Origin of the sequence: Actinoallomurus sp. NPDC050550, assembly GCF_040655075.1 — a bacterium.
GTDB lineage: Bacteria > Actinomycetota > Actinomycetes > Streptosporangiales > Streptosporangiaceae > Actinoallomurus.
Map to the genome: position 1 here is coordinate 21,572 of NZ_JBFAJC010000031.1, position 24,523 is coordinate 46,094.

The 24,523-nt window shown below is 68.2% G+C and carries 24 protein-coding genes, 2 pseudogenes and 1 riboswitch; of the genes and pseudogenes, 14 read left to right on the forward strand and 12 right to left on the reverse strand.

Going from position 1 to position 24,523, the window contains the following annotated elements; translation table 11 throughout:
* Positions 1-33: 33 nt before the first annotated feature.
* Positions 34-303, reverse strand: a complete 270-nt coding sequence (locus AB0I04_RS34000) for an SDR family oxidoreductase (RefSeq protein WP_360893925.1) — start codon at positions 301-303, stop codon at positions 34-36.
* A 77-nt stretch (positions 304-380) separates the two neighbouring features.
* On the opposite strand from AB0I04_RS34000, the pseudogene AB0I04_RS34005 reads away from it, so the two are divergent.
* A pseudogene (locus tag AB0I04_RS34005) lies at positions 381-602 on the forward strand (TetR family transcriptional regulator); the annotation flags it as partial.
* A gap of 240 nt (positions 603-842) precedes the next feature.
* A complete protein-coding gene (locus tag AB0I04_RS34010) occupies positions 843-1,439 on the forward strand; it encodes a cation transporter (protein ID WP_360893928.1) in 597 nt (198 codons plus the stop codon).
* Between the two features lie 50 nt (positions 1,440-1,489).
* On the opposite strand, the gene AB0I04_RS34015 is transcribed toward AB0I04_RS34010, so the two are convergent.
* Complete coding sequence (locus tag AB0I04_RS34015) at positions 1,490-2,398, reverse strand: substrate-binding domain-containing protein (protein WP_360894208.1); 909 nt, start codon at positions 2,396-2,398, stop codon at positions 1,490-1,492.
* Positions 2,372-2,509 (reverse strand): annotated as a pseudogene (locus AB0I04_RS34020) (LacI family DNA-binding transcriptional regulator); the annotation flags it as partial. The gene AB0I04_RS34015 and the pseudogene AB0I04_RS34020, both read right to left, overlap by 27 nt.
* Positions 2,510-2,746: 237 nt before the next feature.
* On the opposite strand from AB0I04_RS34020, the gene AB0I04_RS34025 reads away from it, so the two are divergent.
* The 5 genes from AB0I04_RS34025 to AB0I04_RS34045 are packed head-to-tail and all read left to right on the forward strand — an operon-like array spanning position 2,747 to position 8,597.
* Complete coding sequence (locus tag AB0I04_RS34025) at positions 2,747-4,132, forward strand: sugar ABC transporter substrate-binding protein (protein ID WP_360893931.1); 1,386 nt, start codon at positions 2,747-2,749, stop codon at positions 4,130-4,132.
* Positions 4,132-5,082 (forward strand): sugar ABC transporter permease, encoded by a 951-nt coding sequence (locus AB0I04_RS34030; RefSeq protein WP_360893934.1) that lies wholly within the window; start codon positions 4,132-4,134, stop codon positions 5,080-5,082. Before AB0I04_RS34025 ends, AB0I04_RS34030 begins: the two co-directional genes overlap by 1 nt.
* Positions 5,072-5,881, forward strand: coding sequence for a carbohydrate ABC transporter permease (locus tag AB0I04_RS34035; RefSeq protein ID WP_360893937.1), 810 nt, complete (start codon positions 5,072-5,074; stop codon positions 5,879-5,881). The genes AB0I04_RS34030 and AB0I04_RS34035 overlap by 11 nt, the downstream gene beginning before the upstream one ends.
* A gap of 13 nt (positions 5,882-5,894) precedes the next feature.
* Positions 5,895-6,968 (forward strand): glycoside hydrolase family 172 protein, encoded by a 1,074-nt coding sequence (locus AB0I04_RS34040; protein WP_360893940.1) that lies wholly within the window; start codon positions 5,895-5,897, stop codon positions 6,966-6,968.
* 18 nt (positions 6,969-6,986) lie between these two features.
* Entirely contained in the window at positions 6,987-8,597 is a 1,611-nt protein-coding gene (locus tag AB0I04_RS34045) for a DUF4185 domain-containing protein (RefSeq protein ID WP_360893943.1), read from the forward strand.
* 110 nt (positions 8,598-8,707) lie between these two features.
* Here the strand turns inward: AB0I04_RS34045 and AB0I04_RS34050 are convergent, their stop codons facing one another.
* Entirely contained in the window at positions 8,708-10,186 is a 1,479-nt protein-coding gene (locus tag AB0I04_RS34050; protein ID WP_360893946.1) for an MFS transporter, read from the reverse strand.
* Positions 10,187-10,273: 87 nt separating this feature from the next.
* Here AB0I04_RS34050 and AB0I04_RS34055 point away from each other — a divergent pair, with 87 nt between their 5' ends.
* Positions 10,274-10,780: a MarR family transcriptional regulator gene (locus AB0I04_RS34055; protein WP_360893949.1), complete on the forward strand. Its 507-nt coding sequence runs from the start codon at positions 10,274-10,276 to the stop codon at positions 10,778-10,780.
* Between the two features lie 149 nt (positions 10,781-10,929).
* On the opposite strand, the gene AB0I04_RS34060 is transcribed toward AB0I04_RS34055, so the two are convergent.
* The 4 genes from AB0I04_RS34060 to AB0I04_RS34075 all read right to left on the reverse strand — a co-directional run bounded on the left by AB0I04_RS34060 (position 10,930) and on the right by AB0I04_RS34075 (position 14,812).
* Positions 10,930-11,808 (reverse strand): MBL fold metallo-hydrolase, encoded by an 879-nt coding sequence (locus tag AB0I04_RS34060; protein ID WP_360893952.1) that lies wholly within the window; start codon positions 11,806-11,808, stop codon positions 10,930-10,932.
* Between the two features lie 12 nt (positions 11,809-11,820).
* A riboswitch (guanidine-III (ykkC-III) riboswitch) is annotated at positions 11,821-11,888 on the reverse strand.
* A 167-nt stretch (positions 11,889-12,055) separates the two neighbouring features.
* Entirely contained in the window at positions 12,056-13,165 is a 1,110-nt protein-coding gene (locus tag AB0I04_RS34065) for a serine hydrolase domain-containing protein (protein WP_360893955.1), read from the reverse strand.
* On the reverse strand, positions 13,150-13,671 hold the full coding sequence (locus AB0I04_RS34070; RefSeq protein ID WP_360893958.1) for a pyridoxamine 5'-phosphate oxidase family protein: 522 nt from the start codon (positions 13,669-13,671) through the stop codon (positions 13,150-13,152). Before AB0I04_RS34070 ends, AB0I04_RS34065 begins: the two co-directional genes overlap by 16 nt.
* 505 nt (positions 13,672-14,176) lie before the next feature.
* Positions 14,177-14,812 (reverse strand): TetR/AcrR family transcriptional regulator C-terminal domain-containing protein, encoded by a 636-nt coding sequence (locus tag AB0I04_RS34075; RefSeq protein WP_360893960.1) that lies wholly within the window; start codon positions 14,810-14,812, stop codon positions 14,177-14,179.
* Positions 14,813-14,902: 90 nt separating this feature from the next.
* Here AB0I04_RS34075 and AB0I04_RS34080 point away from each other — a divergent pair, with 90 nt between their 5' ends.
* The gene (locus tag AB0I04_RS34080; RefSeq protein ID WP_360893963.1) at positions 14,903-15,352 is read left to right on the forward strand and encodes a hypothetical protein; all 450 of its coding nucleotides are present in this window, start codon (positions 14,903-14,905) and stop codon (positions 15,350-15,352) included.
* A gap of 312 nt (positions 15,353-15,664) precedes the next feature.
* Positions 15,665-16,045, forward strand: a complete 381-nt coding sequence (locus AB0I04_RS34085; protein WP_360893966.1) for a hypothetical protein — start codon at positions 15,665-15,667, stop codon at positions 16,043-16,045.
* A gap of 391 nt (positions 16,046-16,436) precedes the next feature.
* Here the strand turns inward: AB0I04_RS34085 and AB0I04_RS34090 are convergent, their stop codons facing one another.
* Together AB0I04_RS34090 and AB0I04_RS34095 are read right to left on the reverse strand one after the other, a co-directional pair.
* Entirely contained in the window at positions 16,437-17,042 is a 606-nt protein-coding gene (locus tag AB0I04_RS34090) for a DUF4241 domain-containing protein (protein ID WP_360893969.1), read from the reverse strand.
* Positions 17,043-17,158: 116 nt separating this feature from the next.
* A protein-coding gene (locus AB0I04_RS34095) for an IS5 family transposase (protein WP_360894211.1) occupies positions 17,159-18,066 on the reverse strand; the annotation gives its coding sequence in 2 pieces (ribosomal slippage) (positions 17,159-17,688 and positions 17,688-18,066; 909 coding nt in all).
* 261 nt (positions 18,067-18,327) lie between these two features.
* Between AB0I04_RS34095 and AB0I04_RS34100 the strand changes: the two genes are divergently transcribed.
* Positions 18,328-20,517, forward strand: coding sequence for a SpoIIE family protein phosphatase (locus AB0I04_RS34100; RefSeq protein ID WP_360893971.1), 2,190 nt, complete (start codon positions 18,328-18,330; stop codon positions 20,515-20,517).
* A gap of 239 nt (positions 20,518-20,756) precedes the next feature.
* Here AB0I04_RS34100 and AB0I04_RS34105 read toward each other — a convergent pair whose 3' ends face one another.
* Entirely contained in the window at positions 20,757-21,383 is a 627-nt protein-coding gene (locus AB0I04_RS34105) for a TetR/AcrR family transcriptional regulator (RefSeq protein ID WP_360893974.1), read from the reverse strand.
* A 75-nt stretch (positions 21,384-21,458) separates the two neighbouring features.
* Between AB0I04_RS34105 and AB0I04_RS34110 the strand changes: the two genes are divergently transcribed.
* Positions 21,459-21,890 carry a nuclear transport factor 2 family protein gene (locus AB0I04_RS34110; RefSeq protein ID WP_360893976.1) on the forward strand — a complete coding sequence of 144 codons (432 nt, stop codon included), beginning with the start codon at positions 21,459-21,461 and terminating at the stop codon, positions 21,888-21,890.
* 352 nt (positions 21,891-22,242) lie between these two features.
* Positions 22,243-22,596, forward strand: a complete 354-nt coding sequence (locus AB0I04_RS34115) for an MFS transporter (RefSeq protein WP_360893979.1) — start codon at positions 22,243-22,245, stop codon at positions 22,594-22,596.
* Positions 22,597-22,636: 40 nt separating this feature from the next.
* On the opposite strand, the gene AB0I04_RS34120 is transcribed toward AB0I04_RS34115, so the two are convergent.
* A complete protein-coding gene (locus AB0I04_RS34120) occupies positions 22,637-23,305 on the reverse strand; it encodes an NAD(P)H-binding protein (protein WP_360893982.1) in 669 nt (222 codons plus the stop codon).
* Between the two features lie 433 nt (positions 23,306-23,738).
* On the opposite strand from AB0I04_RS34120, the gene AB0I04_RS34125 reads away from it, so the two are divergent.
* On the forward strand, positions 23,739-24,368 hold the full coding sequence (locus AB0I04_RS34125) for a sulfotransferase family protein (protein ID WP_360893985.1): 630 nt from the start codon (positions 23,739-23,741) through the stop codon (positions 24,366-24,368).
* Positions 24,369-24,523: the final 155 nt, after the last annotated feature.

Genomic DNA, 24,523 nt, shown 5'->3' on the forward strand with positions numbered 1-24,523 from the left:
AAGGTCATGCCCTGCCGCCGGACGCCTTCGTCCTCACGCGAGCCTCGCGGACCATCCGCCGTCGACGGGAACGACCACCCCGGTCACGAACGAAGCCCGGTCCGAGGCCAGGAACGCGGCGACATGCGCCGCGCCGCTGATGTCGGCCGCGAGCACCTGCGCGCCCTCGTGGACGAACACCGCGCCGATCGTCTCGGCCGCACCGACACCGGTGATCACGGCCATCTTGCCTTCGAGCAGGCCGCCCGGCTGATGCGTGTACGCCGCGTCGCTATTGCGTACGCTTTCGTGGCTTGACCTCACCGACCCGGTCGAGGGTCTGCGGTGGCTTGGGGGACGGGCCGCGCGGACTGGTGTGACGTCCCGAAGTGGTGGTGATGATGGCCGGCAGGACGAGGCGGGATGAGCAGGTCAGTGCGACGCGGGAGGCGCTCCTGACCGCGGCGGAGCGGCTGTTCGCCGAACATGGGGTGCATGCGGTCGCCAACCGTCAGATCAGCGAGGCCGCCGGGCAGGGCAACAACGCCGCGGTCAGCTATCACTTCGGCACCAAGGTCGATCTAGTGCGCGCCATCGCCCGCCGGCATGCCGAGGGGATAGAGGTCGGCCGTTGAAGCCGGTCGTCCTGCGCACCAGCCACGACGTGTCCGACACACGGCTCGCCGACGCCGGATCGACCAGGTCGTAGTGGTGGCCGTCGAGAGGCGCAGCAGGCGATCGGCCGGTTCCCCGGGATCGAGGGCGTCCTCCGCTGGGGTCAGCACGCGCCGGCAAGCATCCGCAGGGTCGGCATGACCGAGGCCCGGGCGGCCGTGAGCGGCTCCGTCTGGGACAATCCGCTGATGACCAGACTGGACGAATCGGCCCGCGCCGCTTTGCTCCGCCGGGGTTTCGCGCTGGAGTACATCACACTCGGCTGGAACGTGATCGGCGTCGGGGTGCTTGCGGTCGCGGCCTGGTCGGCCCGCTCGGTCGCACTCGCCGGGTTCGGGCTGGACTCGCTCATCGAGATCGGCGCCTCCACCGTGGTGGTCTGGGAGTTGTCGGGGACCGGCGATGCCCGGCAGCGTCGGGCGCTGCGGTTGATCGGCGGCGCGTTCGCCGCGCTGGCGCTCTACCTGCTGATCCAATCGACCTGGGTGCTGGTCACCGGACATCGCCCGCATCACTCGCTGCCAGGGATCGCCTGGACCGCGATCACCGCGTTGACCATGTTCGGCTTGGCCGCCGGTAAGGCCCGCACCGGCGCCGCCCTGCACAACCCGGTCCTGCGCGCCGAAGGACGCGTCACCCTCATCGACGGGATCCTGGCCGCTACGGTCCTGGCCGGCCTGCTCCTCAACGCCGGGCTCGGCTGGTGGTGGGCCGACCCGCTGGCCGGATACGTCCTGGTCTTCTACGCGGTACGCGAAGCCCGAACGATCTTCAGCGACCACTGACTGCCCAACCGCGACCACGGCCGGGCCTTGACCTTTTCAGGGGCAAGTAGCTAGGACTGACCTCGGCGATGGCGTCGCATGGAGCTCTCGCGGATGCGCAGGTCGGTCGGCAGCACGATCGTGGACGGCTTGGACGGCACGGTGGCGATCCGGTCGAGGAGCAGGCGCGCAGCGGTGCGGCCGAGTTCGTACGTGGGCTGGGCGATCGTCGTCAGCGACGGGCGTACCAGGTGGGCCCAGGGGATGTCGTCGAAGCCGACGATCCCCATCTCGTCCGGCACCGAGACTCCGCGTTCGACCAGGCATTCCATCGCGCCGACGGTCATGAGGTTGTTGGTGACGAACACGGCGTCCGGGCGGCTGTCGAGCTCGAGCAGTGCGCCCATCGCGACGAATCCGCCGTGCTCGCGGAAGTCCGCGTGGTAGATCAGCTCCGGGTCGATCGGGATGCCGTTCTCGGCGAGGGCCCGGCGGTATCCGTCGGCCCGCTGGCGGGCGGTGCTGACCTCCTCGGGGCCGGTGATGCAGGCGACCCGACCATAGCCCGCGTCGAGCAGGTGCCGGGTGCCGGACACGGCGCCGCGCTCGTTCGCGACCAGCACCGTGTCGACGTCCGCGCCGGGCAGCTCGCGATCGATCGCCACGACCGGTGTGCCGGACTCGACCAGGGCCTGCGCCGCCTTCGGTCGCCGCGACGAGGAGATGATCACACCGGCCATCTGCTCGGTGAGCGCCGCCGCGATGTAGGTCGCCTCCTTGTCGGGGTCCTCGTCGCTATTGCACAGGACGACGGAGTAGCCGGCGGTCTGCGCGACATCCTCGATGCCCCGGACCATCGAGGTGAAGAACGGATTGCCGATGTCGGAGATGATGACCGCCCAGAGGGTCGTCTGCGCGCGGCGGAGGTTGCGCGCGACCGCGTTGCGGCGGTAGCCGAGCTCGCGTACCGCGCTGAGCACCCGCGCGACGAGGACGGGGTCCACGGACGCGTGCCCGTTGAGCACCCGTGAGACCGTCGCCGTCGACACACCGGCACGGCGGGCCACGTCATAGATCGTTGTCATCCGCTGGAGTCTCCACCGATCGACGACGGCATCGGCTCTCGCCCCGAGAGCCGATGAGGCGCGAGTCTAGCCGGTAAACGATTTCTCGCGGTTGCAATCTAACTCTTGACTGCCTCATGCGACGGACATACAGTGCCCAGAAATCGATTTCTTGAGTTATTTCCAAAGCGCGCCGACTGCGACGGGCACGACTCGCAGCCGGCCGGGGGCGCGGCATCCGGATCAACGCCACTGGAGGCAGACATGCCTGCACATGGATCTCGTCCCACCGACCGGCTCCCCGGAGCGGTGAGCCGGCGAGCCTTTCTCCGGCAGACCGGCGGTGCGCTGGCCGTCGCCGGAACGCTCGGCGCGGCCTCTCCCTTGCTCGCCGCCTGCGGCAGCGGGAAGAGCGGCAACGCCAAGGAGCTCACGTTCTGGAACTTCTACAGCCCGAACCCCGTGCCGGACCCGCAGAGCAAGTGGTTCGCCGACCTCGTCAACACGTGGAACAAGCAGAACGAGGTCAAGATCAAGCTCCGGTTCCTGCCGGTCGCCGACTACACGGCCGGCACGCAGCTCCAGACCGCCTTCTCCTCCGGCGAAGGCCCGGACATCTTCCTGATCAGCCCCGGCGACTTCCTCCGGTACTACAACGGGCGCGTACTGGAGGACCTGACCCCGTACCTGTCCCAGCAGGCCATCGCCGACTTCCTGCCCGGCACGCTCGACACCCGCAAGGTCGGCGGCAAGATCTACGGGCTGCCGATGGAGGTCGAGCCGCTCGCGATGTTCTACAGCGTGCCGGCGTTCGAGAAGGCCGGCCTGTCCGACGCCGACATCCCGAAGACCTGGGACCAGCTGCTCACCGTGGCCCAGAAACTGACCACCAAGGACCAGTTCGGCCTGCTGCTGGAGACGACGCCCGGCTACTACCAGAACTTCACGTGGTACCCGTTCATGTGGATGGGCGGCGGCTCGGCGGTGAGCACCGGCCAGACGAGCCCGTTCAACGCCCCCGGCACCGTCAACGCGCTGAAGTTGTGGCAAGACGCCGTCAAACGGGGCGTGGCGCCGCGCAAGGTCAAGGGCACCGGTGCCGCCGACGCGCCCGCCAACCTCGGCTCAGGCTACTGCGCCATCCAGCAGACCGGCATCTGGTCCGTGGCCCAGCTGGCGCAGCAGAAGAAGCAGCTCGAGTACGGCGTCTTCCCGCTGCCCACGCCGCCCGGCGGCAAGGCGGCCACGGACCTGGGCGGCTGGGCCTTCGTCGCCAACCGGAAGGGCAAGAACCCCGAGGCCGCGGCGAAGTTCGTCGCCTGGGCGCTCGGCTCGACCGACGCTCCCGGCGTGGAGCGCGTGCGCCAGTGGAACACCGTGGTGAAGACGAACATCCCGGTGCGCAAGTCCGTGCGGGAGGCCGCCGACGCCCACGGTGCGTTCGCGAAGGGCCCACTGAAGACGTTCGTCGACGACGTCCGCCCGAGCGGCCATCCCGAGCCACGCTACACACCGGAGGTCTACAAGGCCGTTTCGGACGCGCTGCAGGCCTGCCAGCTGAACGGCGCGGACCCCGCCAAGTCGGCGGCCGACGCGGCCCAGCGGATCGACACGTTCCTGAAGCGCTACAACGGCGCTCCGATCCTCTGATGGCCACGCTCACCGAATCGCGGCCGGTCGTCCGTGCCCCGCGCCGGCGCGGCGCCGGCCCTCGCGGGCGCCGCCGGCGCGAGGCCGCCGCCGCATACGGTTTCCTCGCCCCGGACCTGCTCGGCCTGCTCGTCTTCGTCGCGCTCCCGATGGTGCTGGCGCTGGGGATCGCGCTGTACGAGGTCGACGGCTTCGGCGGTTACACCTTCGTCGGACTCGACAACTTCAAGGCCATGGCCGACGACCCGCTGCTGCTGAAGAGCGTGCGGGTCACCGTCACGTACGTGGTGATGTTCGTGCCGCTGGCGTTCGTCGTCAGCCTGGCGCTCGCGCTCCTCGTACGCGACCACTTCCCCGGCGTCGGGTTCGTCCGGGCGGCGTTCTTCGTGCCGAACGTGATCAGCCTCGTCGTCACCGGCCTGCTCTGGCAGTTCCTCCTCGCCGACAAGCAGGGCGTCGTGCCGCGGCTGCTGCGCCCGCTCGGGCTCGGCGATGTCTCCTGGCTCGGCACCCCGAGCCTCGCCCTCCCGGCTCTCGTGCTGATCAGCGTGTGGTTCCTCATGGGCAACCAAATGTTGATCTTTCTCGCCGCGCTCAAGGACATTCCGGGCGAGTACGAGGACGCGGCGCGGGTCGACGGCGCCGGCCCCTGGCAGCGGTTCCGGCACGTCACGTGGCCGCTGCTGCGGCCGACCAGCTTCTTCGTGCTGGTGACCTCGCTGGTCAACGCGGTGACCGGGCTGCAGGCGTTCGACCTGGTGTACGTGGTGAGCAAGGGCGGCCCGGACAACTCGACCTCGACCGTCGTGTACTACATCTACGAGCAGGCGTTCTCCGAAGGCCATTACGGCTACGCCGCGGCCATCACGACCACGGCCGTCGCGTTCCTCATGGTCGTGACCGCGGTGTTGTTCGCGACGACCCGAGGAGGGCGGTTCCATGCGGAGTAGCCGCCGGTTCGGCGTGCGCGCGGCGGTCGCCTACCTGCTCGCCGCGCTGACCCTCTTCCCGATCTTCTGGCTCGTGCTGAGCGCGCTCAAGCCGGCCGCGGAGACCTTCGACACCGGCCTGCCCTCGCGCCTCACACTGTCCAACATCACGTACGTGCTGACGAAGGTGCCGTTCCCCCGGTACCTGTTCAACAGCGCGCTCGTCTCGATCGTGGTCACGGTCGTCGCGCTGCTGTTCCACTCGATGGCGGCGTACGCACTGGCCCGGCTGCGCTTTCCCGGGCAGCGGCTGATCTTCTCCGGCGTGGTCTCGACGATGCTGGTCTCGCTGCCCGTCATCCTCGTCCCGCTGTTCGTGATCGTGAAGCGGCTCGGCATGATCGACACGTATGCGGGCCTGATCGTGCCGGCCATCTTCAACGCGTACGGCATCTTCCTGCTCCGGCAGTACTACCTGAGCATCCCCCGTGAGCTGGAGGAGGCGGCCGGGCTCGACGGCTGCGGGTACGTGCGGACGTACTGGCACGTCGTGCTGCCGCTCAGCCGGCCGCTGCTCGCGTCGCTGTCGGTGCTGTTCTTTCTCGCCAACTGGAACGCCTTCCTCTGGCCGCTGACGATCACTCGCGATCCGAACCTGCGGGTCGTCCAGCTCGGCATGGCCGGCCTGCAGGGCGAGCACGCCGCCGCGTGGAACTACGTGCTCGCGGCCGCCCTGCTCGCGGCGATCCCCACCGTGGTGGTGTTCCTCGCCGGCCAACGCCGGCTCGTCGACGCCATGAAGACATCCGGCCTGAAGTAAAGGAGTCACCTTCGTGTCCTACGGATCCTTCGGCAGCAGCCTCCGCGACCTCCCACGGCTCCGCTCGTCGCGGCGCCGGCGGGCCTCGAGCTGGGACCGGTCGGGCGGCAACGACGATCGGCTGACGATCCAGGCCGGCGAGAGCGCCGTACTGGCCGACATCGAGGGCCCGGGATCGGTCAACCACATCTGGTGCACCGTCGCGCTGCCGCATCGCGACGGCCCCGATGTCACCGAGACCGACTTCCTGCGCAAGCTCGTGCTCAAGGTCACCTGGGACGACCAAGAGCACCCGAGCGTGCTGGTGCCGCTCGGCGACTTCTTCGGCGTCGGGCACGGCCGCACGGTCAACTTCGTGTCATCGCCGCTGCAGATGAGCCCGCAGGACGGCAAGGGCTTCAACAGTTGGTTCCATATGCCGTTCGCGTCGCGCGCGAGGTTCGAGCTGATCAGCGAGCTCACCGCGGAGCCGGTCTTCTTCTACTACTACATCGACTACGAGCTGTTCGACGCGATCGATGAGGAACTCGGTTACTTCCACGCCCAGTGGCGGCGGGAGAACCCGGCCGACGGCATCCCGCAGGGCGACCAGTCCAACCGCGAGTTCCAGGTGGAGGGCACCAACCTCACCGGCGACGGCAACTACGTGATCCTCGACGCGGAGGGCCGCGGCCACTACGTCGGCTGCGTCCTCAACGTGCACAACCTGCGCGAGACCGACGCGTGGAACTGGTATGGCGAGGGCGACGACATGATCTTCATCGACGGCGAGCCCTTCCCGCCGTCGCTCCACGGCACCGGCACCGAGGACTACTTCAACACGGCCTGGTGTCCGTCGGAGTCCTACAGCGGCCCGTACCACGGCATCACCCTGCCCGGCGGGCCCAACTGGAGCGGCCAGATCTCCGTCTACCGCTTCCACATCGAAGACCCCGTGACGTTCGCCCGCTCTGTCCGGGTCACGATCGAGCACGGCCACGCCAACAAGCGTTCGGACGACCTGTCCTCGGTCGCGTACTGGTACCAGACGTTGCCGCACCGGCCCTTCACCCTTCCGCCGGTCGGCGCGCGCCTACCCCGCAGGTAAACCCACCCTGGAGGCACCATGCGTGTGTACAGATGGGCCGCCGCGGCCGCGGCGCTCACCCTCGCCCTGCCCGGTACCGCCGTGGCGGGTGCGCCGCCGGAGAGCACCTCCTTCTCCACGGCGTCCATCGAGGAACACCAGACGGTCGGCAGCCCCAGCGACGGCGACCTGTGGCCGTCCTGCTGGTCCTCCGACGACAACCTCTACGCCGCCAACGGCGACGGAAAGGGCTTCAGCCTCGACGGGGACTTCTCCGACGTCGCGGTCAGCCGGATCACCGGCACCCCGTCCAGCGGCTTCTCCGGCGCGACCGTGGCCAAGGGCGACGGCGTGGGTCAGGTCTGGACCGACCCGACCGGCTACACGCGGAAGCCGACCGGCATGGCCTGCGTGGGCGGCTCGCTCTACCTGGCCGTCCAGGATCTCGCCAAGGACTTCAACGACGTCCATAACGCGACCATCGCCCGATCGGACGACCACGGCCGTACGTGGACCTGGGACCGTACGAAGCCGATGTTCAACGATCACACCTTCACCACGATCATGTTCCTCGACTACGGCAAGAACAACGCGAACGCGATCGACGGCTACGTGTACGCGTACGGGCTGGACTACAACTGGCGCGACTCGTTCAACGACCGCGTGCCCGACCCGGACGACGTCTACCTCGCACGGGTGCCCAAGGACCGCATCCAGGACCGGTCGGCCTGGCAGTTCTACTCCGGCACCGACGCCGTGGGACATCCGCAGTGGTCGGCGGACATCGCCCAGCGCCGGTCCGTGCTGCACGACGACCGGCGGATCTACCCGACCATCTACTCCGAGCACGTGCACAACCTGAGCGTGATCAGCCAGGGGAGTGTGGTGTACGACAAACCGCTCAGGCGGTACATCTACACGTCCTGGACCGAGTACACCTTCGAGTTCTACGAGTCGCCGACACCGTGGGGGCCGTGGAAGCACTTCATGACCAAGGACTTCGGCGGCTATCCGTGGACGTCATCCAAGCACGGCGGCTACGCGACGACGATCCCGTCCAAGTTCATCAGCCCCGACGGCCGGTCGATGTGGGTGCAGTCGAATGTTTGCCCGTGCGGCGGCGGAGGCGCCTCGGTCTACCACTTCTCGCTCCGCCGCATGACGCTCGAGCCGCGCGTCCCGAGCCGGCCGGTCAACACGAGGGGCGGTACGAACCTCGCCGTCGCTCCGGGGACCGTGCCGATCGAACAGGTCGCCCACTACGGCAACAACACCTACTACAACGACGGCCGCAAGGACCTGTCGGAGGACGACTGGAACGACGAGGCGAAGACCGCGAGCTGGTGGGGCTACACCTGGCCGAGGAGCTACAACCTGGACAAGGTCGTCTACACCACCGGCCAGATGTTCCCCGACGGCGGCTGGTTCGCCGGGAACCTACGGGTGCAGGTCCGGCGCGGCGCCGACTGGACCGACGTCGGCGGCGCGACCGTAACGCCCGCCTACCCGTACGACGCCTCGGCCGGCGCGTACAGGTCCTACACGATCTCCTTCCCGCCGACGTGGGGTGACGGAGTCCGCGTGATCGGGACACCGGGCGGTTCGCGGACCTTCACCTCGATCGCCGAACTGGAGGCCTACTACAACTGAGAATGGCGTGGTCGTCTTCGCGTGCGTGCGTGCGTGCGTGCGTGCGTGCGGGCGGGCGGGCGGGCGGTGTGGCAGGCGCTTCAGCGGGAAGCTGACAGCCGGTCGACAGGTCAGGCGTCAACGACGGGGGTGTTGTCGACGCCGGTCCGGGTGAAGCGCGGCAGGGCCGCGGCGCCGAGCGCGAGCAGCGCGACGATGCCCATCTGGACGTACTCGACGGTGGCGAAGGCGCGCGGGTAGCTGCGCGGCTGAAGGGCCAGGAAGAGGGTGCCGAGGGTGGCGACACCCAGGGCCAGGCCGCTCTGCTGCAGGGTGATCAGCGCACCGCTGCCGATGCCGCCCAAGTGGGTCGGCACGTCGGCCAGGACGCTGCGGAACAGCCCGGCGAACAGCATCGACTGCCCGGCCCCGACCAGCGCCAGCGGCATCGCCATGGACAGCAGCCCGACGTGCGGCCAGCCGGTCACCAGGACAATGACCAGCCAGGCCAGGCCGGCCAACTGCACGATGGCACCGCCGGAGAGCGCGGCCCGACCGAACCGGGTGATCAGGCGCGGCGCGGCCAGTGACCCGGCCAAGAACAGCGCCGCCATCGGCACGATCGACAGGCCGCCTCGCAGCGCATCGTTGTGCAACCCGTCCTGGACGGTCAGCGCGAAGACGAACATGAACGAGCCGAACCCAATGCTGAAGAGCAGCACCATCACCAGGCCACACGACATCGACGGCAGCCGCAGCAGCGACGGCGGCAGCAGCGGCACCTCGCCGCGCGCCTCGGCCCGCTTTTCGACTCGGTAGGTGATAGCGCCGAGGGCGACCGCGATGGCGAGCAGCAGCCAGGTCCACCACGGCCAGCCGAGGGAATGCCCCTCGGTGAGCGGGGCCAGCAGAGCCACCAGGGTGACTGCGAACAGCACGGTGCCCGGCAGGTCGATCCCGACCGGGTGCGGGGACCGGGTGGCGGGCACGATGCGGGCGGCGACCAGCAACACGATGATGCCGACGGGGACGTTGACCAGGAAGATCGGCCGCCAGGAGATGCCGGCGATGTTCGCGCTGACCAGCAGCCCGCCCACGATCTGGCCGACCACCGCGGCGATACCGGAGGTGGCGCCGTACAGAGCCAGCGCGCGGGCCTTGCGCTCGCCTTCCAGAGTGTGATGGAAGGTCGCCAGCACCTGCGGGATGAGCAGCGCCGCGGTGGCACCCTGCATGACCCGGGCCCCGATGAGGCAGCCCGCCGACGACGCCAGCCCGCAGGCCAGCGACGCCAGCGTGAACCCGAGGAGCGCGCCGAGGAAGACCCGATGCCGCCCGTACCGGTCGCCCAGCCTGCCCCCGAGGACCAGCAGTGCAGCGTACGCGACCCCGTACCCGGCGATCACCAGTTCCAGTTCCGGCGGCGAGGCATGCAGTGACGCGTCGATGCTGGGCAGCGCGACGTTCGTGATGAAGAAATCCATGATCGGCATGAAGGCTCCGGCCAGCAGGATGAACACCCCGAACGGGTGCAGCCCGCCGGCCAGCGCGATCGCCCGGGCCGAGCCCCGCGCGGGGCCGGCCTGGGCTGGATGGACGGTAGAGGTCACGATGGCTCCCGAAGTAGTTATGACTACATCACTATATGTCGATAACTATGGATCGATAACTATGACCTCTGACATATTCTTGGAGACGTGACAGTGCCTCAGCGCGACGGCCCGGACCCGACGGCCGCGGACCACGATCCGCGATGGGCTGACCTGGCCGACCTCATCCTGATCGTCGCCCGGGAGATCCAGTTCCGCGGCTACCGCGACCCCGACGCGGTCCCGCTCACCCAGACCGAAGGCATGGTCATGCGCTACCTGCACGAGCACCCGGGGGCCGCGCCCAGCCAGATCGCCGCCGGCACCGGACTGCAGCGCACCAACCTGTCCACCGTGCTGCGCGGCCTCGAGCGCAAAGGCCTCGCCGAACGCCGCGCCAGCGCCGACGACGGGCGCGGGGCCACCATCCACCCGACCGAACGCGGCATGCGCAACCACGCACTCACCCGGCAGGAGTGGGCCAGCGCCGTCTCCGCCGCCGCTGCTCAAACCACCGGCGACCTCGACGCGGCCATCACCCTGCTCCGCGACATCGAAATCGGCTTGATCAAAACCCGGCCCCCCGTGCCGGGCCGGCCCGCGAACCTGATGTAGGTTCCCGTGGACACCGGTTCAACCGGCAGCCGGTCCATGCATCGGCCTGCTCGGCGGTGGTGTCCAGCTGCGCCGGCAGCGTTGGACCGTCGGGATCGCCGTTCTCAATCACGGCAGAACGGGGACGGGACCTGGTCTGTTCGTGCCGCTCATGCGCTGGGGCACAGTACGAAGAGCGGGAAGGCACGGAGGCTGGGTCGGTCGCCGATCTCCTTCAGCGCCGCGCGGATCTCGCGCAGGTGGCCTGTGGTCATTTGCAGTGGGGGTTCGTCGGGCTGGTAGACGGTGCGGATCGGATATTCCACGCCCGGTTGCCGAGTCATTTCGATGTGGCAGCCGAGCACGTGGGTGACCGTCCGGTGGCCGCAGAAGTCGATCAAGCGATCGATCGTCCGGGTGAATGCCCGCCAGTCCTTGATGTAGAGCCGGCCGGGGTAGACCGTGTCGCCGGTGAGGAGGAACCCGGTCCACGGATCGTAGAACGTGACCGCCGCTTCGTGGTGGCCCGGGGTGGCCAGGCACTCCAGCACCCGGCCTCCCAGGTCGACCTGCGTCACGGCATCGGAGTGGTCGGCGAATCCGAAGTACGGCCAGGCGGTGTCCTGCTCCGCGCCGACCACCGTGGTGTCGGGACGATCGGTGAACTGGCCGTCGCCCGCGATGTGGTCACCGTGCGGATGGGTGTGGAGCACCAGCAGGTGGTACCCGTGCCGGGGGTGACGGGCGAGCCAGGACTCAATGAGCTCGTCGACCACCCGGCGAAGGGGGAAGAACTCGGCGGATGCGGTGGCTCCGGTGTCGATCAGCACCGCCCGGGCGTTGCCGAAGAGCAGGAACAAGAACGGTGCCTCGTAGTCGATCGCCATGTTCTGTCGGAGGATGAACGTGTGCTCGTCGTAGGCGTGGACCTGGATGTCCGGGTCGGTGTTGTGCTTGGCCGACGGCGAGCCGTGAATCCATCGGACATCCAGCCCACGAGGCCGGGGAGTCGCTCCGGTGAAGTCGATCGGGGAGGTGCGGGCACCCATGACGTCTCCTCGAGTGCGTCGTCTTGGCGGGCCGGGTACGGCGCACATCTCGTCCGGGGCAGGCACGTACGAGCCTCCGGCACGACGGTAGCACGGCACCGAGCGGCTGGGCCTCGCTCCGTCGGGTCGGTCGGGGCGCCCATCGCAGCCGCGAAACAGGTCCCGGGGAACCACCCTTCACGTCTCGCGAATGCGCGGCCGACTACGTCCGGAGATCTGGGCGGTGCGGCCGCGGACCGGCCGATGCTCAAGCATGTGGGTTGATCTCGGCTGTGGTCAGGTCTGCGAGTCGTTGTGCGGTGTTGAAGTGGGGGGTGAGACGGGTCTTGGTCATGGCGAAGGAGGTGCCGGTGGCAGTGTCCGCATAGACGTAGCTGCCGCCACCACCGACCCAGCCGAACGTGGTAGGTGCCTCGTCCGGCCGAGTACCGATGCGGCCGAGCGGATAGCCCAGGGCCATCCGCGCATGGTTACCGAAGACCTGGTCGGTGCCCTCGAAGGCCACCGCCGTCAACTCCTCGAGCTGGTGTGAATCGATGAGCCGACCGTCGAGGACCGCGGCATTCATGGCAGCGATTCCCCGCGCGGTGAAGGTGCCGACCGACGGGATGTCCGCTTGCAGGATCTCGTGGCTGTTGCCCATTGCCGCGGTCGGTCGCAGTTCCCAGGGCGCAAGAATGGCATCGCCGTCAGGTGGGGCGACCGGGTGCGGTGCGGCATCTTCGAGTCGTGCCAGCCGGGCCAGGTCGGTTCGGGGCACACCGAAGTACAGGTCATCGTCGATGCCCAGGGGCACGGTGACCCACTCGTGTAGGAGTTGCCGCATCGGTTTGCCTGTGGCCCGGCGTGCGACCTCGCCGACGAGGAAGCCGAAGGTGAACGAGTGGTATCCCGTCTCGGTCCCGGGTCGCCACCGCGGTTCGGCCTCGGCGATCGCGGCGCAGACTCGCGACCAGTCGGTCAGGTCGGCCGGGCCGATGCCACGAGGTATCGCCGGCACGCCGACCGAGTGTGTGAGCACGTGTCGAAGAGTCGCAGTCGCCTTGTCGTGGGTACCGAACTCCGGCCACAGGTCGACCACTGGTGTGTCGTATCCGACAGCACCGGTCCTGACGAGCAGGTGAGCGATCAGCGACGTCATGACCTTGCCAGCGGAGAAGCTGAAGAACGGGGTCTCGGGGGTCGCCCTGCGCCCGGTCTGGCCGTCGGCGACGCCGGCGACGGCGTCGACGACAAGAACACCGTGGTGGTAAACGGCAACCTGCAAGCCGGTTTCGGCTCCGGTATCAACGAGTTCGTCGAGGACGCTTTGGACCTTTTGCTGCAGTAACGGCATCATCGTCACCGGCTCGGCCACGTGTAGCGAGTCTGGCTGGACGTCGGTAGCTTGCCGAAAGCGAATCCGACAGTCGGCGCGACTCGATACAGCCTGGTGTCGCCAGCGATGATGGCCTCGCCCAACCGATACCAGACGCCCTCGGGGCTGGTCAGATGCGCGCCGTACTTCCGCTCGAAGTCCGCGGCGGCCTGTTCACGCTCGGAGCGCTCGTCCACCACGGATGCGACACCCTCGACGACGACATCCATACCGGTCAAGGCATTCGTGCCAGTCGTCAGCACACAGTGGGGATTGTGCTCAAGATTCCGTGCCTTGCGCTCCTGACCCCCCGTGGTGAAGCACACGCCACCCAGACTCCAAGCCGCCAACAGCGGCGTCACGTGCGGTCGCCCGTCAGGCCGCACCGTAGAAAGCCAGAACACCTCCGCCTCACCGAGGACCGCCAACGCCGACGCCCACCGCGTCGCTTGCGCGCCTGGAGACGAGAACGGCCCCAGCACAGCATCCGGTTCACTGTCGAACATGTCACGTCCTTAGGTCAATGAGGCATGCTCAGCCAACCGACGCTGGTGAAGCAGCGACACAAGCCGACCCATCATGCCTCCGTGTTATGTGCCGTCCTGATGATGACTTGAACTCGCCGAGAAACTCATCGGTCTGCGCGCGTGCCGGCAAGCCGGCCTTCCTGGCCCGCACGCCGAGACGCCATCCACGGCCGCCACTCTCTGGCGAGACTTCGTCTCGCGTCCCAGCGGCGAACTCTTCGCCGGCGCGGTCGCGGCCGAGGACGGATGGCGGTTGAACACCGCGCCGTACGGCACTTTGGTCTCCCGGCTGCCCCGGATCGGATGGATCCGGTGGTCGACGATGGCCTCGACGACTCACCGGCGGCCGTGGTCGACGATCCACGCGACCCTTGATCCACCCCATCTAGGACGTCCACCAGGGGCGCAGCGTCCCACGGGCGCCGTCCTGCTCCTGGACGATCTCTGCAGGCGCAGGCTCGGGGTGTTCGCGGCAGGACGCGTCTCAGTGGGTTGCCTGCCGTGTGGCCCGGTCCCGGATCCCGCTCAGCACGGTGTCGAGCAGTCGGTCGAACTCCGCTGCGGAGCCGAAGTCGGCTTGGAGAGGTGCGAGGGCGGCCATTGTCGGGTACGCGGTTGCGTCGATCGCGGGTCGGTCGGGGCTGCCGCTGAGGACTGCCAGCAGGTAGCCGTTGAGGAAGCCGAACAGTGCCATCGGCGCGTCGGCGGTTATTTGGTCGGGCAGGCCGGCCTGGCGCATTGCGGCGATGAGATGTTCCAGAGCGGCCAGGGCCGCTGGGGAGTTCTGGGGGCGGGTGGCCAGCAGTGGGAACACCCGGGGGTGCCGGTAGGCCATTTTCCGGTAGTTGTGCGCTGTCTGGCGGGCGACCTGTTCCCAATCGTGGGGTGCTTCCTTCGTGCCGGTGTCCATTTCGGCGATCACGGCTTCGGAGATGGCGTCCAGGAGTGCCGCTTTGCCCTTGATGTGGTGGTAGATCGACATCGGGTCGACTCCGAGGTCGTCGGCGAGCCGCCGTACCCCGAAGCGGTCCAGGCCGTCGCGGTCGACCAGCGCGACGGCGGCGGCCGCGATGCGTATGCGGTCGAGCCCCGCTGAGGTGCCCCGTGTGCGCCTGGTCACGTCTGCTCCTCCTCCTTGTCAAACCTACATCGTAGAATCTATCTTGTCAGGGAAATCTACGACGTAGGTTTCAGAAGGGAAAGGACTCTGATGACGAAGACACCTGGTGAGCGATCGGCCATCGCAGCGATGTACACGGGCCTTGGGCTCACTGCCCTCGTGACGATCGTCCCGTACGTCGACCGTGCCACCACCCATCTGCTGGCCGATCACATCCGGGCCGGCTATCCCGCCTACGGCCAGGCGCGTGTCGACTCGGCCGTCACCGCCTATCTGGTCCTGTTGTCGGTCATCGGAGGGTTCGGCGTCATCGCCTGGCTCTGGACGACGTGGGCGGTCAGGGCGGGCAAGCGGTGGGCCCGCCCCGCGGCGATGGTGATGTTCGTGCTCGGCACAAGCGTCGGGCTGACCGGGCTGCTCACCAAGGACACCTCCGGCGACACCGGCCTGCCGCCGGCGCTGGGCTGGGCCGGGATGGCTCCCTGCCTGGCAGGACTCCTGGCGGTCGCGTTGTTGTGGAGACGACCGCGACCGGTATGACGCCGGCTCCGGCCGACTCCGCAGGCGATGGGCGGGCGGCAGCGCTCCCGACACCGACCTGAACGACAGCCCCGCCCCGGAAACACGCGGACCGATACCAACTCAACATCACTGACCCCGACCAACACGGGTCACGACCACCACGCACCATGGAGGAAGACGCGGTGAAGCGCATCGGCATCATCGGGGTAGGCGAGATCGGCGGGGCCATCGTCCGTCGGCAACGACGACCTGCGCAAGACACTGGCCACCGATGCCCCGCTCGTACGGGCCATCCCCCTGCCCGCCATACGCGAACGCCGCTCCGTCACGGTGACGTACCCGTCCCACCCGGTGGTGGACTCCCTCTTCGAGCACCTGGGCGGGGCGCTCCCGGTCGCGGACGAGACGGCCTTCAACGTCTTCTCCGCGGTGACGGGGACGCTGACCACCCACTACCGGTACCTCGCCACGCTCACCTCGTGGGCCGTCGGCCACGGCGTCGCCTCCGGCGACGCGGACCGCTACGTCCGCGGCCTCTTCCAGGAGGTCGGTCGTGCCCTGAGCGACCAGACCCGCACCCTGCAGCAGCTCGCGGCCGACCACGAGACCCCGAAGGGTAACAACGAGCGCATCCGCACCACCTGGTTCACCCCCGCCAACTCCGAAGCCCTCACCCAGGCCCTCGATGACCTCCTCGCCGACCTCGAGTAGCTCCGGATAGACGGGCGCGCCCGAAGCCGCCCCGCGGACGCGGCTTCCCGTTCGCCGTGCCGCTAGGGCCTGTCCCTTAGATCTTGGTGGGTTGAGGGTGTAAGAACTCTGCCTGGATGACGAGCGGTTTCAGCGGTACGACCTGAGCGATGCGGAGTGGGATCGGCTGGCGCCGCTGTTGCCGGCCGATCCACTGCGTAGCGGGCGGTGGCTGAATCACCGGATGGGCCCTGGCGCCGGGTCAGCGGGTTAGGGCGTAAAACGCCCAGGTGTAGCCGGTGGCGGCGGCTAGGCTCTGGGCAAGACCATCTATCTGGCCCCGCTTCACATCGTCGGCATCTTCCTCCGGTCCGCCCGCCGATCAGAAAGAGACTTTCTGGGACCTGCGGTACTACACGACGACGAAACACGCGACCGAGCCGTCGGCCGCTCGACCTATCCACGACTCGTGCACGCCGTCGCCGCCGTACATCATGCACAACGCGTTGGCGCCGGACTCGACATCGACCACGCCGGCCAACAGCATCGAGCACTCGGTCTTCTCAAACGGCGCCATGACATCGCGCATCTCAAGGAACATCTCGGCAAGGGCCGCGTCACACGCGATGCCGATCCCTCCATCGACGAAGAACGCGTTGGTCTCGGAACCAGCCCGGTCGGCGTAGTCCACCATCGCCGGCTCCCAGGACTCGACCGGGGCATCGGCAATCGTGACCTGCAACGCCCCAAACTCATCGAAGTCGAACATCTCCGTGACCCCGTCGTCCTCAAGTTGGGCGATGTTCTCCGTGAACACCGCGGTGGCGTACGTTCCGGGCGGGACCGTCTCGATAAACGGTTCGCCGCTCCCGAAACCACTGACGGCCAACCGCCCGGTCGGCAACGTCAGACCAGGACCGTCTTCGCGAGTGATGGTGACACGGGTCGAGTCTGTCGTCTGCTGAGCGCCGTCGGTCAGCAGCAGCGCGAAGTCTGGTTGATTCTCAAATGCCGTCATGCACGGGGAGCATAGAGCCATCCGACGACACTCAGGCACTTCGCCGACACACACATTCCCATCGCGTGCCTCTCGATTTCGTTCAGCCAGGCGGAGGAAGTTGCCGGTGAACCGGATCAAGGATCTATGCGTGCGGCAAAGGGGGGATCGCGGAGCCAGATCCGTATGGACGCGACGTCGACGGTGCCCTGGTAGATGGGGTCTCTCTTTTCGTACCGCGTGGCCACGGCGCGATGCTGACGCAGCTTGTTGAAGCACCGCTCGACGGTGTTGCGCTCCTTATAGCGCTCTGTGTCGAAGGACGGTGGCCGGCCGCCGCATGATCCCTTCTTGCGGCGGTTGGCCACCTGGTCCGCCTTGACCGGGATGACCGCGGTGATCTGGCGCGAGCGCAGGTAGGCGCGGTTCGCCGCCGAGGAATAGGCCTTGTCCGCCATCGCAGCCCCCGGGTGGGTACGCGGTCGGCCGAGCCCGCGCCTCGCGATGCGGATGGCGCGCAGCAGCGGGATAAACCTCGGGCTATCACCGTGCTGGCCGGGGCTGGTCAGGCGGGCGATCGGACGGCAGCGACGATCGGCGACCACGTGGATCTTCGTCGAGAGCCCGCCCCGCGAGCGACCGAGCGCCTCGGTGTTCGAACCGTGATCTGCACAGTCCCCCCGGACGGCAGATCGCTGGGCTGGGTGCGCCGGGCACCGGCGGCGTGCTGGTGGGCGCGCACCACAGGGGAGTCCACGCCCACCGTCCAATCCTCACGCTCGGCCTCGTCACACCCGACCCGCAGGCCGTCGAGGATCTTCTCCCACGTACCGTCCAGCGACCAGCGCCGATGCCGGTTGTAGACCGTCTTCCAGCTCCCGTACCACGGCGGCAGATCCCGCCAGGCACACCCAGCCCGGGTCCGGTGGACCACGCCGTTGATCACCATGCGGTGATCAAGCCACCGCCCGCCACGCGGCGGATCGGCTGGCAGAAGCGGCGCCAACCGATCCCACTCCGCGTCGGTGAGGTCATGCCGCCGCAGCCGCTCGTCATCCACGCAGAGTTCTTACACCCTCAACCCACCAAGATCCAAGGGACAGGCTAGGGCGCCGTTGCGGGCCTGGCGCGAGGAGGTGGCGCCGGTCTTCGCGGGCCTGCTGAACAGGTTGTTCGAGATGCTCGGCCCCCGGCTCGGCGTGCCCGGATGGCTTGCACCATGGCGAAAACGTGCGTCGCTATGGCATCGCTTGGTTCGTCGGATACCGTGATGAGACGAACACCCAGGTCAGGGGGAGACGGGGTGGTGACGGCGTCGCATAAAGCGCTGAAGTGGTCGGCGTCGCCGGCTGCGGGATCAGGGCGCTGGGACGACCTGATGTCCATGTTCGGCCGGTCGGCCGCAGTGTTCTGCAGACTTTCCGGCCCGGAGCACGTGCTTGAGGCGGCCAACCCGGCGTTCTTCGCGGCGATCGGGTCCGACTGCGCCCGGACGGGCATGCCGATCGCCGAGGTGATGCCGGAGCTCGCCGAGCAGGGCTTCATCGCGCTGATGGACGACATCTACCGTACGGGCCGGGCTTACACCGCCGCCGACACCCGCATCATTCCGGCCGTCGGCGACCCGCCCCGTGAGGCGTTCTTCGACTTCACCTGCGAGCCCCAGCGGGACGACGCCGGGGAGATCGTCGGCATCACCGTGGTCGGGGTGGAGACCACCCAGGGCAAGAACGCCCAGCGGCTGGCCGCCGAGCACCATGCCCTGCTGGAACAGATCGCCCGCGACCAGCCGCTCGAACGGACTCTCGAAGGGATGGCCCTCATCCTCGAGGAGCAGTCGCCCGATCTGATCGTCTCGGTGCTGCTGGCCGATCCTGAGGGCGCGCACCTGCTCCATGGCGCCGGGCCGAGCCTTCCAGACTTCTACAACGAGGCCATCGACGGCATCCGCGTCGGCGAAGGCGTCGGTTCGTGCGGCACCGCGGCCTACCGCCGGGAGCCGGTGATCGCCATCGACATCAGCACCGACCCCCACTGGCGGGACTTCCGGGACGTGGCGGAGGCTGCCGGCCTGGCCGCGTGCTGGTCCACCCCCATTCTCGGGACCGACGGCAGGCTTCTGGGCACCTTCGCGATGTACCACCGGCGCCCCTGCCTCCCGCAGGACGTCGACCTGGCACTGAGCGCGGCCTTCACCCGCACCGCCGCGCTGGCGATCGAACGTCACCACGTGCAGCAGGCGCGCGCCGCGGCCGAGGCCAAGGAACGGGCCGCCCGCCACGATCTCGCCTTCATCCTGGAGGCGAGCACCGAGCTGGCCCGTGACCTGGACGTCGACGAGACCTTGCAGCACCTGGCCCGGCTGGCGGTACCCGCCCTGGCTCCGATGTGCGTCGTCGACGTGATATGTACCGGGCGGATCCTCAGGGCGGCCACCGCCGCAGGGACGAAGGCCCAGGAAGACCTCCTGGCCGCCTGGAGTCCCGTGGAGGAGAAGACGATGGCTCGCCTGCTGGCCCGCGGGACCACCGAGGTGATCCAGAGCCCTCCCACCGTCCCCGGCCCCTGGCGTCGGCTCGGCGTGACCGGCCACCTGTGCGTGCCGCTCGCCGACCGCGGCCGCGTCCTCGGCGCCCTCACCCTGCTGGCCACCGCCGAACGGCCCCTCAACAGCCGGAGCGTGGCTTTGGCTCAGGAACTGGCCCGCCGGGCGGCCGCGACCGCCACGAACGCGTACCAGTACACCCAGCGCGTCCAACTGGCTCATGACCTGCAGGCGGGCCTTCTGCTGCCGGATCTGCCCGAGCCGCCCGGCGCGACCGTCGCCTCCTTCTACGAGCCCGCCGGCGAGGGGCTGGAGATCGGCGGGGACTTCTACGATCTGTTCCGGCTGGACGACGACCGCTGGGCGTTCATGATCGGCGACGTCTGCGGTCGCGGTGCGGTGGCCGCCACGATGACCGGCCTGGTCCGCCACACTGTCCGCGCCGTCGCCCGCCTGCGGTGCGACCTGGTCGCCATCGCCGACGCGGTCAACACCGCACTCCTCGAACGCGCAGCCCAGTACGACCTGAGCTTCGTCACCCTGGTCTACGGCGAACTGCGCCCCTCCGCCGGACGGCTGAACGTGGAACTCATCCGCGCCGGCCACCTGCCCCCGTTGCACCGGCGTGCCGACGGTACGGTCAAGGCTCTGCACATCCCCGGCATGCTCCTGGGCGCCGGTCCCGACCCCGACATCGAGCCCCACAAGCTCATCCTCGAGCCCGGTGAGAGCCTGGTCATGGTCACAGACGGGATCACCGAGGCCCGCTCTCCCGACGGCGACCTCTTCGATGACGACCGCCTCGTCGCCGCTCTCACCGCCCGCGGATCCGGCGAGCTCACCGCGCAGGACGCCCTGGACACCATCACCGACGGGCTCCGCGCATTCACTAAGGGCTGCGGCGACAGCGACGACGACCGCGCCGCACTGGTCATCACGGCCACCTCCTGAGCCGACCCGGATCGATCACAGTCGTCTCCTGGCGTCGTCCGCGGCGGTGAGTGAGGGATGGTGCCTACCGTAACCGTCACGACGAGCGGACGTCCGCATCAACGAGCGTTCAGGTGTTCCTATGGCCGAGTGGGTCTTGGACTCCTTCGCTCGGCGCGGGGTCGGGAACGGTCCCGGAAACGCGGCATCTCCGCGATGCGCCGGCTGCCCGGTGAACTCAGGGACGATCGGGTCTGTCGTCAGAAGGCCGTGGACGGGACGGCGACGAGCTTGATGAGGAAGCGGTCGAGCTGTTCCTCCAGCGGTGGCCATGGCAGGTCGGGCTGGTTGACGCGCATCGATACGGCGCCATGGACGGCGGCCCTCAGATCGAGTGCCACCATCGCGGCGTCGCCGTCCGGAGCGAGCCCGGCGTCCATGCATTGCTGAACCGCGGCGGTGGTGCGCTCGGTCAGTTCCTGTTTGAAGTCCATGGCCTGCCGCTGGTTGAGGGTGCTCTCGTGGAGCACCTTGTACAGGCCGGGGTGACGCTGTACCCAGGTGCCGAGCAGGTGGATCCGGGCGCGCAGTTTGGCCACCGGATCTGTGGAGGTGGACTCGGCCTGGTCGACGGCCTGGATGAGGTCCTGGTGAAAGCGCTCCAGGGCGGCGAGGACGAGCGCGTCCCGGTCCTCGAAGTGGATGTAGACGGATGTCGCGGCGATGCCGACCTCGCGCGCGACGGCGCGCAGTGACAGTGCCTGGTCGTCGCCGAGTTCGTCGAGCATCCGGAGTGCCGCGGAAATGATGTCCTCGCGAAGCCGTTCGCCCTGTCCTCGGGGGTTGCGGCCGCGGGCGCCGCGCCGACCGGAGGTAGTCGAGTCCATGGAGACGGATTGTATTCGAACAGCGGTATCGCTACAGTCGTAGGGCAACAGCTGTTTTCATAGAAGGAATCGATCATGGACATCACCTCTGCAGTCCGTACGAGCGGATCGGGCGGCTCTGTGGATACGAAGCTTGAACGGAACAAGCGGAACGTCCTGGCCTTCTACGAGGTCGCCATCAACGACAAGGATTTCGCCGCCGCGTCGCGGCTCATCGGCGACCGCTACGTACAGCACAACCCCTCGATCGCCGATGGCGCCGAGGGCCTCGAGCGCCGCATCGAATTCATGAAGAAGGCCTTTCCTGAACTGCGGGCCGAGATCAAGAACATCTTCGCGGAGGGCGATTTCGTCATCGGGCACGTCCACGGAGTTCGTGTGCCCGGAGAACGCGGCACGGCCATCGTCGACATCTTCCGGCTCGACGAGAACGGAAGGCTCATCGAGCACTGGGACGTCATGCAGGACCTCCCGGAGGAAGCCGCAAACGAGAACGGCATCTTCTAGCTCGAGGACGCCCACCGTCGACCGACTCCCCGGCGGGCGGCGCGGCTACGGCAATGGCCGCGCCGCCCGCCGCCCGCCGCGAGGGTCGCATCACCGTGAACCGGCCGGCATGGATCCAGCGGGACCGACGGCCCGCATCTGCCGCATATTCCTGACCGGCCAGGCGAACGCCGAATAAGCAAATTCCCTCCCGTATGAGGTATGTGATGTCGACAGAAGTCCGTTCCAGCTGACTTTCCGCTGACGGCTCCGCGCCTCCCGATCCCCGGCGCTGGTGAGCGCTGGCCGCGGTCGCGACGGCCCAGCTCATGATCGGGATTGATATGACGATCATGACATCGCGCTGCCGTCCTTGCAGAGATCACTTCATCTGTCCGATCCGGGCCGGCAGTGGGTGATCACCATCTACGCGCTCGGCTATGGCGGCCTGTTGCTCGTGGGCGGCCGGCTGTCCGACCTTGTCGGCCGCAGGCGCGGCTTGATGATCGGGCTCACCGGCTTCGGCCTGGCCTCCGCCCTCGGCGGGGCCGCTGTGGACCCGGCGATGCTGTTCACCGCGCGGGCCCTGCAGGGCGTCTTCGGCGCGTTGTTGACCCCCTCCGTCCTGGCGAGCCTCGGCGCGGCCGGGTTCCTCTGCCTGGCGGCCCTCGCGGTCTTCCTCCGCACCGGCCGGAGCGGCTCCGCGCGTCAGCGCGCCGAAGTCTGATCGACCCGGTCGCGCGAGCCGTGGTCCTCTGCCGAGGTCATCAGTCGGCGATGCCGAAGATCTGGTGGATCGTCGCTGGTTGCTCGAGCACGGCGAGCATGTGATGGGCGACGTTCGCGCGCGAGACGGACACGCCGCCTCGCACGTTCTGCCCGCGGGCGGTTCGGTAGGTGCCGGTCAGCGGCTTGTCCTTGAGCTGCGGCGGCCGGCTGATGGTCCAGTCCAGACCGCTGTCACGGACGATGTCCTCCATCAATGCGAGGTCGGCGTAGTGCTCGCGGAACATGGCTCCCGCGAACCGGCTTCCCAGATGTCGCATGAAGAACCCATCGCCTGGGTCGTGTTTCGGCGGATTCGGGTGGCCGGGTGAGGGAACCGTGCCGATCGGCGCGGCGCTGACGACGACGAGGCGCCGTGCGCCGGTCGCCTTCATCGCGGTCACGATGGCCTTCGTGCCCCGCGAGGCGATTCCCGCCTCGGACCGCGGGTTACGCGGCCCGAGCCCAGACAGTACGGCGTCGCTCCCCGCGACCGCCGAGGCGAGCACGGCCGGGTCCGCCGCCGTGAGGTCGGCGGTGATGGTGCGCGCCTTCGTGCCCAGACTCCGGGGATTACGTGCGACCGCGGTGACGTCATGTCCTGCGGCGAGGGCCTGCTCGAGGAGTTGGCGGCCGATACCGCCGGTCGCAGCGAAGATCGTGAGCTTCATCGTTCACGCCTCTCTTTCATGATCAAGGTCTTCTCCGACTTCAACCGTATCTCGACACCATATTATATGAGTTACATAGTTTTGCCGAAGCCGAGTGACACGTCGGCCGTCCAGGAGTGGTCGGCGAGTGGAGGCGTGGGGCCGCAGGCGTCGTCGCGCGATCCGATTCGCCCATGCGGGCGGTTCCCCCGACCGCTGGGGGCGGCCTCGTCAGTAAGCTACTTGATCGATATCATACGAGTCTGATATCGTCTGCAGACGCAGCGGCAGAGCACCTACTACTACGGCCCCGCGTCCGCCCGCGCCGTGGCCTCCACATGGGGGTCAGATCGCTGCCGAGCCAAAAGACGCCGGCCGGGACGTCGTCGGGTTCTACCCGTTCTGACCATATTTTCTCGCCTCCGAGGTTTCGCATTCACGAGAGGACGCGCTCGTGCTTGATGTCATTGGTACCGGGTTCGGACGTACCGGCACGCTCTCCCTCAAAGTCGCGCTGGAGCTGCTTGGATTCGGCCCCTGCCACCACATGGACGAACTCGCCCAGAGCTCCGACCAGAGAAAGCTGTGGGCGAAGATCGCCCAGGACGGGACCGCGGACTGGGACGCCGTCTTCCGCGGTTACCGGGCGACGGTCGACTGGCCGGGAACGCGGTTCTGGCGGCAGCTCACCGGACACTTCTCCGACGCGAAGGTGATCCTCACTGTCCGTGATCCGCGGCAGTGGTACGAGAGCGTCGAAGGGAGCATCTACCGTATGGTCTCGGCCTCAGCGACAGCCCCGCTCGTCGCCGAGATGCAAGAGGTCGTCCGCCGGGTGGTGTGGGACGGCGAGTTCGGCGGTCGGTTCGAGGACGCCGAGCATGTCATCAGGATCTTCAACGAGCACAATGAGGCGGTCCGCCGGGAGATCCCAGCCTCCCGGCTCTTGGTCATGGAGATCGGGCAAGGCTGGGAACCTCTCTGTGAGTTCCTCGGCGTTCCCGTCCCCGAGGAACCATTCCCTCGAAGCAACGACCGGCAGGCGTTCGGGGAGCGCCTCGTCCAGCGTCTCGATGGACAATAGGCGGACGGCAGCCGAGACTGATTCGTCCTGGTCAGACGTGCTGGCCAGTGGACACGGTCGCGTTCGGACTGACACACCTGATGGGCGTCAGGCCACGAGGTCGCGGCGGGCCGGCCGCTGCTGCCGCAATCGGCACGGAGCCCCTCACTGAGCAG

Coding starts and splice junctions, on each gene's coding strand:
- AB0I04_RS34010 (WP_360893928.1), top strand. CDS start 843: ATGACCAGACTGGACGAATCGGCCCGCGCCGCTTTGCTCCGCCGGGGT.
- AB0I04_RS34025 (WP_360893931.1), top strand. CDS start 2,747: ATGCCTGCACATGGATCTCGTCCCACCGACCGGCTCCCCGGAGCGGTG.
- AB0I04_RS34030 (WP_360893934.1), top strand. CDS start 4,132: ATGGCCACGCTCACCGAATCGCGGCCGGTCGTCCGTGCCCCGCGCCGG.
- AB0I04_RS34035 (WP_360893937.1), top strand. CDS start 5,072: ATGCGGAGTAGCCGCCGGTTCGGCGTGCGCGCGGCGGTCGCCTACCTG.
- AB0I04_RS34045 (WP_360893943.1), top strand. CDS start 6,987: ATGCGTGTGTACAGATGGGCCGCCGCGGCCGCGGCGCTCACCCTCGCC.
- AB0I04_RS34060 (WP_360893952.1), bottom strand. CDS start 11,808: ATGGGTGCCCGCACCTCCCCGATCGACTTCACCGGAGCGACTCCCCGG.
- AB0I04_RS34070 (WP_360893958.1), bottom strand. CDS start 13,671: ATGTTCGACAGTGAACCGGATGCTGTGCTGGGGCCGTTCTCGTCTCCA.
- AB0I04_RS34080 (WP_360893963.1), top strand. CDS start 14,903: ATGACGAAGACACCTGGTGAGCGATCGGCCATCGCAGCGATGTACACG.
- AB0I04_RS34090 (WP_360893969.1), bottom strand. CDS start 17,042: ATGACGGCATTTGAGAATCAACCAGACTTCGCGCTGCTGCTGACCGAC.
- AB0I04_RS34105 (WP_360893974.1), bottom strand. CDS start 21,383: ATGGACTCGACTACCTCCGGTCGGCGCGGCGCCCGCGGCCGCAACCCC.
- AB0I04_RS34110 (WP_360893976.1), top strand. CDS start 21,459: ATGGACATCACCTCTGCAGTCCGTACGAGCGGATCGGGCGGCTCTGTG.
- AB0I04_RS34120 (WP_360893982.1), bottom strand. CDS start 23,305: ATGAAGCTCACGATCTTCGCTGCGACCGGCGGTATCGGCCGCCAACTC.